The sequence below is a fragment of the Deefgea sp. CFH1-16 genome, from assembly GCF_016881365.1.
GTDB lineage: Bacteria > Pseudomonadota > Gammaproteobacteria > Burkholderiales > Chitinibacteraceae > Deefgea.
In genome coordinates, this window is record NZ_WLYT01000001.1 from 1835449 (window position 1) to 1847638 (window position 12190).

The following is a 12190-nucleotide window of genomic DNA, read 5'->3' on the forward strand; positions in this document are numbered from 1 at the left end:
GGCAGCGCTGCTGAGTGATTGGGTGCTTAATGATCAATGGGGAGAAAAAAATGAGTGCAGTGTTAGCCAGTGGTTTAGCAACGGCGAGTGAGTCAGCGCAGTTTTTTGCCGCGCAATTGCAGTTTCGTACTGATGCCGCGGATTTGGCGGCGGATTTAATCGCGGCAGAAGCGCGGATTGTGGTGATTGATACGCGCTCAACGGCGGCGTATCAGGCGGGGCATATTCCCGGCGCTGTGAGTGTGCCCCATCGCACGATGACTGCTGAATCCACCGCCAATTGGGATCGCCAGCAGGTGTATGTGTGTTATTGCGACGGCATTGGTTGCAATGGCTCGACATGGGGCGCGTATAAATTGGCCAAGCTGGGTTTTCAGGTCAAGGAGCTCATCGGCGGTCTGCGTTATTGGCAGCAAGATGGTTATGCCGTAGCGACGGGCGATGCTGCTGGGGTATTGATGGCTAACACAATTGATTGCGAGTGTTGATATGTATACCCCACCACATTTTGCAGTAACAGATCGTTCGCGCTTATTACATTTAATTGCGGCACATCCGCTGGCGAGCTTGGTGCAATCGACCAAGGCTGGGCTGAGCGCCAATGTGATTCCGCTGTATTGGGTGGATGATGGTTCTGAATTGGGCGTATTGCGTGGCCATGTGGCGCGAAAAAACCCGCTATGGCAAGAGGCCGATTCAGCTATATTGGCGCTGTTTCAAGCGGGGAATGGTTATGTGTCGCCGTCATTTTATCCAAGCAAAGCGAGTGATCCGCGCGTGGTGCCAACGTGGAATTACGCGCTGGTGCAAATCAAAGGGGCTTTACGCGCCATGGACGATGCGGCTGAAGTTCGCGCCATTGTGTCGCACATGACGGCGCAGCATGAAGCTGGGCGCGAACGGCCTTGGCATCTGGACGAAGCACCGGCGGATTTTATGCAAAAAATGCTGGCGGCGATTGTGGGGATTGAAATCAAGATTGAACAAATTAGCGGTAAATTTAAGCTCAGCCAAAATCAAAGCGCAGAAAATCAAGCGGGGATTGCCGCGCAATTGGCGGCGCCTTGGGCCGTGGCTCGCTGACGTTGGCTCTCCATGCGGGATCAATTTTCTCGGCGAAGGCGTATGGCACAACGCACAGTCGCCGCGTCAACGTGGCGGCAAAACTAACATCAATAGATCCTAGGAATCATCGATGCCAATCAATGAATTTAACCAGCCGGTGGGTGACATCGTTGCCAATTGGCAGGGAGCGCCTTTTCCGCCGTGGCGGGTGTTGCAAGGTTGGGGTTGCCGCGTCGAGCCACTGAATGCGGTGCAACATGCCGCCAGTTTATGGCAGGCATTTAGTGCCGATAGTGGCGCCTTATGGACGTATTTTAGTGCCGGCCCGTATGTTGATTTGGCGGCGTTTGAGCATGAATTAAGCCAGCGCGAACAGCTACAAGACCCGCAGTATTATGCGATTGTCGACGCGCAATCGGGTGCGGCGTTGGGCTTGGCGGCGTATTTACGCATTGCGCCAGCGGCGGGCTCGATTGAAGTCGGCTGGCTGCATTTTTCGCCAGCGCTACAAGGCACGCGCTTGGCCACTGCGGCGATGGTATTGCTGATGCAAAACGCTTTTGCACTGGGCTATCGGCGCTATGAATGGAAGTGCAATGCGCTCAATGCGCCATCAAGGCGGGCCGCGCAGCGTTTAGGCTTTAGTTTTGAAGGGATTTTTCGGCAAGCCGCCGTGAATAAAGGCCGCAATCGAGACACCGCATGGTTTTCGGTGATTGACGTCGAATGGCCGGCTTTATCGGCGGTGTTAACGGCTTGGTTAAATGACGACAATTTTGCCGCCAATGGCCAGCAAAAACAGTCCTTATCCACGTTAACTTTGCCCTTAGTGGCTCAGCGCGATCCAAGCAGCGCTGCGTAATATCAAGTTATTCGGTGATGGGTATTGCTGGCACTAGCGCAATCAGCAATGCAGCCAGCAAGATACCCACGCCACCTAGCCACTGCACTATGGATAAATGTTCGCCCAGTATCAATGCGGCGAGTAACACGCTCACGACGGGCTCTAAGGTAGACAGCGTTGCCGCTTCGCTGGCGGATAAATAATCTAAACCAGCCAAAAAGGCAAAAATCGCCACCACCGTTGAAATTAGCGCAATCGCCACCGTCGCCGACCAGCTCGCCGTCGTGGTTGGCCAAGTGGGCTCGCTCCAAAGTGTGCTGAGCCATAAGCTGCCCGCTGCTGATAGCATCACCACAGTGGCTGCCGGTAAAGCTCCGACACTGCGACTTAATCGGCTACCAGCAATGATATAGGCGGAATACACCACGGCGGCAGACAGACCAAAGACGATGCCTAGCCATTGTCCATTGGCAGGGCCAATGGTGAGCATCAGGCTAAAGCAAGCTAAACCTAAGGCGATCATCGTATATATGGATAGTTTTTCTTTCCACCACCATGCGCAGGCCAGTGTGACCAATACGGGATACACATAGAGTAGCAAAGCCGCTAAAGCGGCCGAGCCGTGACGGAGCGCGGAAAAATAACAAAAAGCTTGCCCGACATAAGCAACCCCACCCATGCCTATCAGGCCGAGCAAAGTGCGCCCACGTGGCCATGGCGCTCGGCGTATCAGCATAATCATCAGCATGACTAAACCGGCGAGCGTAAAGCGAATCAGCAGTAAGCCTTGGGTATTGATGCCGCTATCGAAGGCCCAACGACCAAAAATCGGCATCCAGCCAAAAGCCACGGCGGATAAAACAATCAAGAAAATACCGTTACGGCGCTCAATAGTCATTGAATGTGCAGCAAAAGTGAACAATCAACGAGTATGTCAAACAAGCATGCTAAATGACTAATTTGACGATGGCAGTTGTTGTAACGGCGTACGGCGTAATAAAAAAAATCCCGCCATAGTTGGCGGGATAAGTTTGAAACTAGACCGAGGGTATTACTATGCAGACCAAAATATTAAACAGCTACATCTCAATACTTATCATTAATAGCTATGTTTTGACTTTGAGTTGTTGCCGTACCGCAGGTAATTAAACCCAGCAACACGGCAGCTGAATAATGGCCAATTAAGCCGTCCAGTTCACCAAACCAAAATACCACGTGCCCAATACCACTAAGCCAAAGGCGATGCGATACCAAGCGAAGACGATAAAGGTATGTGTTGAGATGAATTTGATTAAGGCGCGGATGGCAATAAAGGCGAAAACAAATGACGCCAAAAAGCCCACGGCAAACACGCCAAAGTCGTCCATGCTCAGCTCATTACGGTGTTTGAGTAGGCTATAAATCGACGCAGCGCCGAGCGTAGGAATTCCCAAAAAGAATGAGAATTCGGTCGCCGCTTTGCGCGATAGGCCTAAAAACATGCCGCCAATAATGGTGGCGCCCGAACGGCTGGTGCCGGGAATCAAGGCCAAGCATTGGCACAGACCGACTTTGATGGCGTCTTTCAGGCTGATGTCGTCCACCGTGGCAACGCTGATTTTATGCTGGCGCTTTTCGGCCCATAAAATAATCAAACCGCCAATGATAAACATGCTGGCAACGGGAATCGGTTGAAATAAATGCGCTTTAATCGTTTTGCTAAATAACAAACCCATAATGGCGGCAGGAATAAAGGCAATGACGATGCCTAAAAATAAATTGCGCTCATTGCCCGGGCGCTGAATGCCCGATAGCGTGGTGCAGAGTTTGGCGCGGTATTCCCACATCACGGCCATCATCGCGCCAAGTTGAATAAAGATTTCATAAACGTCACGTTTCTCTTTGCTCAAAAAATTGAGCATATCGCCAGTTAAAATTAAATGACCGGTCGATGAAATGGGCAGGAATTCAGTAATCCCTTCAACCAAACCCATGATGAGGGAATGAAATAATAAAATCGGATCCATGCTGGTGCTCAGTGGGTTGATAGATGGGGTGGGATTATAAGCGGCTGCGGGGGTGATATTGTAATTTGTCGGTAAAAATATCGCAGCATCGATTTTCTGTTGTGATGGCTTGCCATCTGGCGTGAATGCGGAGCTGGTTTAGCTCGACGGGATGGGGGTCAAGGCCTGAAGGTTTCATTATCCTTTGTGAATATTTACACCAGGCTTGTTAAAGTCTATCCCTGTCCCCAGTTTTGATAGGGAGTGTGCAAGGCGTAAATGCATTTTGTTCATCTCCTCCCTGATTTGACCGGGCACCTTGGGTGCCCGTTTTTTTTGCCTGTTATCTATAGCATCGGCCAATCATCCGACATGGCCGTACAGGGCTACAGACACTTAACAATGAGCCCAGCAGATTTTAGCGACGATGATGTTTGAGCAGGCTCGCTAGCGCGGCTTTGAGTGCGGAATCATCGACTTTTTGACTTAGCTCATCAATCGCTGTTTGCGCTGCCTCAGGGATTTGTAAGTTCTTGGTTTGAATCGGGTTTCCATGTTGTAATGCAACTTGCACCTTGGGCTTAATTGCGGTAGCGTGCCAACCGGCCGCGTCCAATGCGCGCAAAATATCCGGCGCAGCTTGTCGTAGGCGCGTTCCGGCAGCGCTAAAGGGCACGGCGATCATTAGCTCAGTACCCGCCCAAGCGACGCCTTGGCAGACATTGGCCACTTCGGGCGGCAGCGCGCCGCGAACAATGTCCAAAATTTGATTGAGTGTGTCGACCTGTTGCACCAAACGTTTGAGTTGAAAATCACGATGGAGCAAGCGGTCAAATGAGGGGTTTTTATGATACATAAGCAGCGCATCGTATGAATATCATTGTGGTTTCCAGTCGTCTTGATAAAGCGATTTCACTGGGGCAGCGAGAACTCTTGGCTCTAGGTTTAATTTTAACGCTATTAGTCGGTGCTGCGGCATTTGGTTTAGGCATGCTGTTTGCGCCCAATCGCGTGGAACCTTTATTGCGTTTAATGCCGGGCCAACATGCGCGGCAGGGTGAAATCGACGCTTTGGCGGTACAAGTCGGTGAATTACAGGCCAAGTTAACGCGTTTGGATGGTTTGGCGGCGCGAGTAGGGGACAAAACTGGTATTGATGTACAACCGTTTTTAAGCCGCAATGCCGTGCCGCAAGGCGGTTTGGCTGCGCCAGGCTCGTCGTTTACTGTGCCGAGCTTAGCGCAAATATTAGAGCAAACTTCGGGCAAAATGTCGGCGCTGATTGATCAGCTGACATTGGCTGAGGCGGTGTTATTAACACCAAATTCTGAGCATTTACCACGGCATTCTCCAATGCTAGCGCCACCGCAATCATCGAGTTTTGGCTGGCGAGTTGACCCATTTAATGGCTCGCAAGTATTTCACGAAGGGGTGGATTTTCAGGGCAGTACCGGAACGCCTGTGAGTGCCGCCGCGACAGGCAAGGTGGTGTATGCGGCTTACCATCCCCAGTATGGTAATATGGTCGAGCTCGATCATGGCAATGACTTAACCAGTCGTTATGCTCATGGTAGCCGCTTGATGGTGAAAGTAGGGGATGCGGTAAAGGCCGGAGACCCCGTGATTTTATTGGGTAGTACAGGTCGATCAACCGGGCCCCATTTGCATTTTGAAATTCGCTATCGTGGCGTTGCACAAAATCCGCTGCGTTTTATCGATTCTAATTCGTCAGCATTGGCGCAAAAATAAAGCGAAGTCGAGCAGGTGCTGGTCTACTTAATGGTCTAACCGATCGTCATCATGCTGATGGTGGCTTTGCGGGGCTGATTTTTTGCCCGTGTATTTAAGAAATTGATTGTGGCTTGAAATTTTGTAAGCATGTAACCATATAGCTTTAATAGCTTGATAAAACGCCGATGTATTTATTTATAACTAAAGTCTGCAAAAGACCAAACGCTGGTAGCACAAGATGATCTCAACTCTGCTTAAAAAAGTTTTCGGAAGCCGTAACGACCGTTTGCTCAAACAATACGGTGTCATCGTAAAGCAGATTAATGCGCTTGAGCCGCAGATGGTGGCTTTGTCGGATGAGGCGCTGCGCGCAAAAACCGATGAATTTAAGGCACGTCTGGCGAAAGGCGAAACCTTAGATCAAATTTTGCCCGAAGCTTTTGCGGTGTGCCGAGAAGGTGCAAAACGCAGTTTAGGTTTACGTCATTTTGATGTTCAGCTGATTGGTGGCCTGGTTCAGCATCAAGGCAAGATTTCCGAAATGCGTACCGGTGAAGGTAAAACGCTGGTCGCCACTTTGGCGGCGTATTTAAATGCTTTGTCTGGCAAAGGCGTTCACGTGATTACCGTGAATGATTACTTGGCCAAGCGTGACCGCGACACAATGGCGACATTGTTCGAATTTTTGGGTATGACGTGTGGCGTTAACTTGGGCCAAATGGCGCATGAAGACAAAAAAGCCGCTTACGAATCCGACATCACTTACGGCACCAATAACGAATTTGGCTTTGATTATCTACGCGACAATATGGTGTTTACTCCGGCTGAGCGCGTACAGCGCGGCTTGAACTTTGCCATTGTCGATGAAGTGGATTCGATTTTGATCGACGAAGCACGTACGCCGTTGATTATCTCTGGCCCAGCGGACGACAATACCGAGTTGTATTTGGCAATGAATGGCATTCCAGCCCAATTGGTCGCGCAAACCGTTGAAGACGGCGAAGGCGATTATTGGGTTGATGAAAAAGCCCATTCAGTGATGTTGTCTGAGGATGGCCATGAAAAAGTCGAAGCCATCTTGGGTGAAATGGGCTTGTTGCCCGTTGGCGAAAGCTTGTATGGCGCTGCCAATATCAATTTAATCCATCATTTGAATGCCGCATTGCGCGCTCACACCTTGTTTGTCAAAGACCAGCACTATGTAGTGATGGATGGCGATGTGATTATCGTTGACGAACATACTGGCCGTTTGATGTCTGGTCGTCGTTGGTCAGAAGGCTTGCATCAAGCAGTTGAAGCCAAAGAAGGCGTGGAAATCCAGCAAGAAAACCAAACGCTGGCCACCATTACCTTACAAAATTACTTCCGTATGTACGCTAAATTATCGGGTATGACTGGTACCGCCGATACTGAAGCGTATGAATTCCAGCAAATTTATGGTTTGGAAACTGTCATTATTCCAACCAATAAACCCATGCTGCGCGATGATCGACAAGATCAAGTGTTTAAAACCGCCAATGAAAAATACAAAGCCATTATCGCCGATATCAAAGGTTGCGTAGAGCGCGGTCAGCCGACATTGGTGGGGACCACATCGATTGAGCAATCGGAATTACTCTCGGGTATTTTGACGGCCGATGGCATTGCTCATAATGTGTTGAATGCCAAACACCATGCCAAAGAAGCGCAAATTGTGGCGCAAGCCGGTAGCGCAGGCCAAGTCACGATTGCCACTAATATGGCCGGTCGTGGTACCGATATTGTGCTCGGCGGTAGTATTGAGCGTGAAATTAAAGAAATCGAGCACGATGAGTCACTCGATGCCGCAGCCAAAGCCGCGCAAATTGCTGCTTTGAAAGCTGAATGGCAAATTAAACACGACGCAGTACTGGCCGCAGGTGGTTTGCACATCATTGGTACTGAACGCCATGATTCACGTCGTATCGATAATCAATTGCGCGGTCGTTCAGGTCGTCAAGGTGATCCTGGCTCAAGCCGTTTCTACTTGTCGCTGGAAGACACGCTATTGCGTATTTTTGCCGGTGATCGCGTTGCCTACGTGATGGATAAGCTCAAAATGCCAGAAGGCGAGCCGATTGAAGCGGGCATGGTGTCACGCGCCATTGAATCCGCGCAACGTAAAGTCGAAGGCCGTAACTTCGATATGCGTAAACAATTGCTGGAATACGATGATGTATCTAATGAACAGCGTAAAGCCATTTATGGCCAACGGAATGAAATTCTAGAAAGCGAAGAAGTCTCAGCAACGATTAACGCGATGCGTGATAGCGCGATTGCCGATATGTTTGATCAATATATTCCACCTAATTCGATGGATGAGTTGTGGGATGCTGCTGGTTTGCAAGCGGCCTTGGCTGAAATGCAAATTGAAGTGGATATCACTGGCTGGGTTGTCAATGAAACTACTCTGACCATTGATGACATGAAAGCGCGTGTTTTGGCCGCAGCCAAAGCCGCTTATGACGGCAAAGTTGAACAAGCGGGCGAAACCAACTTCCGTCACTTTGAACGCTCAGTGTTGTTGCAGCACGTTGATCAGCAATGGCGTGATCATTTGTCAGCGCTGGATCATTTGCGTCAAGGGATTCATTTGCGCGGTTATGCACAAAAAAATCCGAAGCAAGAATACAAACGTGAAGCGTTTGAATTGTTCTCTAGCTTGCTCGATTCAATTAAGCGCAATGTGTTGAAAGTGATTATGACGGTGCAAATTCGTGGCCCAGAAGATGTGCCAGAAGTGCAACAGCATGAAGTGCCAGAATCAGCGATGCAGTTTTCGCACGAAGCATTAGAAGAAATTCTAGCCAGCGGCGACGAAGAACAAATTCGTCAAGCTTTGATGGCGGCGATGCAAGAAGATAGCGGGGGTAAAAATCCAATTCTCAGGCGTTGGCCGTAATGATCCTTGCCCATGTGGATCTGGTAAGAAATACAAACATTGTCATGGCCAATTAGCTTAAGCCATCGATTTAAAAAATCCCGCGTTTATCGCGGGATTTTTTTTGCGCTAAAAATCTGTATTTAAATTGGATTAAATATTCGTGATTAAAAATAAAAATTGACCTTGCTAAAGTGGTCGTTTTTAATAGCAGTGGTATTTATATTGCATGTTTTAGTATGGGTCTGGGTTTAGTGCGGAATCTTGTTCAATTTATCCACCCAAACTCATCGAACGTCGCCACCGAGCTTACCAATTTAGCCACAGCCAAACTTGGATTGCAGCCCACTTTGATTGACGGGTTTAAACTATGCGACAGGCCGCAGTCGGCCAAGAGCGGAAACTCAAACGTCGGGTGAGAGTAACTAAAACCTCGCACGTTCCATGTGCTTATAGCAATAAACATACAAGTAGAATTTGAGTATGCATTTAGAAATATACCGTTCATTTTCAAAATTTATTCTATTGGCTAGTGTTTTTCATTTGCCAATATGGATATTATCGTCAGCATTATTGCTTAACTACAATAACAACGCAAAAAAGGAAGAGCCTTGTGTGTAACCGGTTGTTTGGTTTTAATCCCACATCTATATTTATTTTTTTGTGTTCCGTTTTTTTGTTCATCTTTGCGTTTATTGCTTATGCAGCAACGTACAATGAAGCCTCAATTTATTTGAAGTTAAGCAACATTATTTTTCTATTTTTGTTGATTGTCTTGGTTGATATGTATTTGATGCTAGTGTTGTATTCAATTATTACATACAAAACAGATGGCCAGAATCATTCTTTAAGTGCAAAAGAAGTGACAGACCGAGTATTAGAAAAAAAATTTGGACGGATTAATAGTAAAAATTTGACTCAGCGGATAATGATTTTAGTTTTTGCCATGCTTTTTTTTGACCATTTTGTACTTAATAAATTTGGCTGGTTTTAATTTCAATCAAATTACAGTCCGCTCTGGGTCGGGTGCTGCCGCTCAACTCACTGGATAAATTCGTGAGCGTGGGTGGCGAAATCCAATAAGAATGGGTGGACAAATTGATAAGAATCTGCATTTAGAAATTGACAAAGGTAAGTGAATGTTTGGGATTCATGATTTAGGCTTATTTATGATTTCGGGTTTATTGCTCAATATGGCACCGGGCCCGGATTCATTATTAATCGTCACGCGTAGTGCGGCGCAAGGCTGGCGCGCGGGATCGGCTGCCGCATTGGGAATCGGTAGCGGTACATTGATTCATATTATTGCGGCGGCTTTAGGTTTATCCGCGATTTTAGCGACTTCGGCCACTGCATTTTCAGTTGTGAAATATATCGGCGCGATTTATTTATTGTATATCGGCGTTGGTTTATTACTGAGTAAAACTGCGGCGGTTACACCGGTTGCTGATGAAAATTTAGCGCCGTTATCATTACGGCGTATTTATGTGCAGGGATTTTTGACTAATTTATTTAACCCTAAAGTAGCGATTTTCTTTTTGGCTTTTGTGCCACAATTTATTAGCCCGCAAGCGGAAAATAAAGCCCTCGCCTTTATTCTTTTGGGTTGTATTTTTAATTTAAATGGCATGCTGTGGTGCCATTTACTTGCAGTGACTTCCGCCATGGCTAGCCAGCGTTTGCAAGCGAGTCGCGCAGTGAGTCAATGGTTAAATCGACTCATCGGTGCGCTATTTATTTCATTTGGGATTAAATTGGCCTTGGTTGACCGTTGAAGGGTTTTTGTTGGCGGCATCACTTAATAAAAACTCGCCTCGCCTTCAGGCCGCGTTTTAAAGCGCCGGTGTAGCCAATAATATTGGCTAGGGTGTTCGCGGGCGATGTCTTCGATAAATTGATTCATGCGCGTGGTGTCGGCGAGCATATCGCCGCTCGGGAAGTTCTCCCAAGCTGGGTAGTAGCGCGAAACCACATGGCCTTTGGCGATGGTGGTAATGACGGGCACGACAGCGGCATCGGTCATTTCGGCGAGTTTACCGAGCATCGGCAAGGTGGCGGTAGGGATGCCAAAGAATGGCGCAAAAATCGATTGCTGCGGCCCCATATCTTGGTCGGGCAGATAATAAAATGGCAGTTTTGATTTTAAAGTGCGAACAATCGAGCGGATGCCGGCGCTGCGTTTAATCAGTTGTGGATTGTTGTAGCGTGAGCGGATTTTCAGGCTGATTTCATGAAAGACACCGCGCTGTTCGGCGTACATGCTACTGCCTTGATGATCCATGATAAAACCCATGCCGCCAAAATCGAGCCCTAAAAAATGTGGGACTAACATAATGATCGGTCGATCTTGAACTGCCGTGAAGTTTTCAAAGCCCTCGATATGTATCAGTCTGCGTAGCCTATTTTTACTACCGTGTAGCAAGATACTGTAGCCCAGCAATGTACTGGTCATTTGAATAAAATGCTGGCGCAGCACGCTACGGCGCTGGTTTTCTGTCCATTCTGGAAAGCATAAGCGCAAATTGGTGAGCCCGACTTTGCGGCGACCACTGACGACGAAAAAGAGTAGCGATCCCAATGGAATCGCAATCCATTGCATCACACGAAATGGCAATAAATGCAGTAACCAAAGTAGGGCGATGGTGAGTTTAAGTTTCATGATGACTCCGAGCAGCGCGTAGACAAAATCGCGCTGAAAAATACGCGCCATCTCAAGTCGTCATTGACTGTGAGCGGCGATCGCGGCGGTACTAATGCGTTATTTGGGATGGATTTAGACAATTGCAAGTTACGCAGCATCCGGCGGCAAGGGGGCGCCCGCAGGGTGTTTGTAACGACTGTAGCTCCAGAAATATTGCGCTGGCACTTGGCGAATGAGGTCTTCCAGATTTTGGTTGAGCACTGTGGCGTCGTGCTCATTATCACCATTGAGTTCGCCGACAAACGGTTGCACATGAAAACGATAGCCTTTGCCAATGCCAAGGCGCTCGACATAACATGGCAAAATAATGGCATTGCTCGATTTTACTAATTTAGACAACAAGGTCATGGTGTAAGCAGGGCGACCAAAAAACGGCGCCCAAACACCTTCACCGCCACCTGGGGCTTGATCGGGTAATAAGTACGCCACACCCCCTTGCTTAAGGGTTTTAAGTAACACCCGCACGCCAGAGGCATTGGCCGGCGCAGGTTCGGCACCACTACGCGAGCGTGAGTAAATCATCAATGGTTCAAGATAGGCTTGCTTAGGTGGGCGGTATAACGGTGCAAGCTTTTTAGGAATTAAGCCGGCAACACATACCCCAACCATTTCTAGGGCGCCTAAATGTGGTGAAACAAAAATAATCGGTCGCTCGGTTTTGAGCGCCGCTTCGACGTGTTCCCAGCCGGTTTTTTCGTGCACCAGTGCGAGCAGCTCAGGAATCGGTCGCATCCAATGCGCCAACAGTTCGGTGGCCGCGATCCCGTGCTCAGGAATACTTGAGCGAAGTAATCGGGTATAATCCATACTATTTTTCGCAATCGCACTTTGCGTGAGGTTGCTACGTAGGACTTTGCGATGGTGGGCACTGCCCCACCAGACAAGCCAGCCGAGCAACCAACCGAGCGCTTGCAGTAAGGGCAGCGGCAATTTAGCCAATAATTTGCAGAACGTAAGCAGCATAA

General features: G+C 48.4%; 11 protein-coding genes and 1 pseudogene. 7 read left to right on the forward strand and 5 right to left on the reverse strand.

Going from position 1 to position 12190, the window contains the following annotated elements:
* Positions 1-50 precede the first annotated feature (50 nt).
* The 3 genes from GKO28_RS10140 to GKO28_RS10150 all read left to right on the forward strand — a co-directional run bounded on the left by GKO28_RS10140 (position 51) and on the right by GKO28_RS10150 (position 1927).
* A complete protein-coding gene (locus GKO28_RS10140; RefSeq protein ID WP_182076179.1) occupies positions 51-488 on the forward strand; it encodes a rhodanese-like domain-containing protein in 438 nt (145 codons plus the stop codon).
* Positions 472-1083 (forward strand): FMN-binding negative transcriptional regulator, encoded by a 612-nt coding sequence (locus GKO28_RS10145; RefSeq protein WP_203564089.1) that lies wholly within the window; start codon positions 472-474, stop codon positions 1081-1083. Before GKO28_RS10140 ends, GKO28_RS10145 begins: the two co-directional genes overlap by 17 nt.
* A gap of 112 nt (positions 1084-1195) precedes the next feature.
* The gene (locus GKO28_RS10150; RefSeq protein WP_182076181.1) at positions 1196-1927 is read left to right on the forward strand and encodes a GNAT family N-acetyltransferase; all 732 of its coding nucleotides are present in this window, start codon (positions 1196-1198) and stop codon (positions 1925-1927) included.
* Between the two features lie 7 nt (positions 1928-1934).
* On the opposite strand, the gene GKO28_RS10155 is transcribed toward GKO28_RS10150, so the two are convergent.
* The 3 genes from GKO28_RS10155 to GKO28_RS10165 form a co-directional block, all read right to left on the reverse strand.
* Positions 1935-2807: a DMT family transporter gene (locus GKO28_RS10155; RefSeq protein WP_182076182.1), complete on the reverse strand. Its 873-nt coding sequence runs from the start codon at positions 2805-2807 to the stop codon at positions 1935-1937.
* A gap of 283 nt (positions 2808-3090) precedes the next feature.
* Positions 3091-3915, reverse strand: coding sequence for an undecaprenyl-diphosphate phosphatase (locus GKO28_RS10160; protein ID WP_182076183.1), 825 nt, complete (start codon positions 3913-3915; stop codon positions 3091-3093).
* A 397-nt stretch (positions 3916-4312) separates the two neighbouring features.
* Positions 4313-4750, reverse strand: coding sequence for a DciA family protein (locus GKO28_RS10165; protein ID WP_203564090.1), 438 nt, complete (start codon positions 4748-4750; stop codon positions 4313-4315).
* 14 nt (positions 4751-4764) lie between these two features.
* Here GKO28_RS10165 and GKO28_RS10170 point away from each other — a divergent pair, with 14 nt between their 5' ends.
* From GKO28_RS10170 to GKO28_RS10185, 4 genes and pseudogenes are all read left to right on the forward strand, one after another.
* Positions 4765-5643 (forward strand): M23 family metallopeptidase, encoded by an 879-nt coding sequence (locus GKO28_RS10170; RefSeq protein ID WP_173532972.1) that lies wholly within the window; start codon positions 4765-4767, stop codon positions 5641-5643.
* Between the two features lie 220 nt (positions 5644-5863).
* Positions 5864-8606, forward strand: a pseudogene (gene secA / locus GKO28_RS10175) (preprotein translocase subunit SecA).
* Positions 8607-9257: 651 nt separating this feature from the next.
* Positions 9258-9518: a hypothetical protein gene (locus GKO28_RS10180; protein ID WP_203564091.1), complete on the forward strand. Its 261-nt coding sequence runs from the start codon at positions 9258-9260 to the stop codon at positions 9516-9518.
* 145 nt (positions 9519-9663) lie between these two features.
* Positions 9664-10299 carry a LysE family translocator gene (locus GKO28_RS10185; RefSeq protein WP_182076186.1) on the forward strand — a complete coding sequence of 212 codons (636 nt, stop codon included), beginning with the start codon at positions 9664-9666 and terminating at the stop codon, positions 10297-10299.
* A gap of 23 nt (positions 10300-10322) precedes the next feature.
* Here the strand turns inward: GKO28_RS10185 and GKO28_RS10190 are convergent, their stop codons facing one another.
* Both GKO28_RS10190 and GKO28_RS10195 read right to left on the reverse strand, forming a co-directional pair.
* A complete protein-coding gene (locus tag GKO28_RS10190; protein WP_182076187.1) occupies positions 10323-11234 on the reverse strand; it encodes a lipid A biosynthesis acyltransferase in 912 nt (303 codons plus the stop codon).
* 78 nt (positions 11235-11312) lie between these two features.
* Positions 11313-12188, reverse strand: coding sequence for a lysophospholipid acyltransferase family protein (locus tag GKO28_RS10195; protein ID WP_182076188.1), 876 nt, complete (start codon positions 12186-12188; stop codon positions 11313-11315).
* Between the last annotated feature and the right edge of the window lie 2 nt (positions 12189-12190).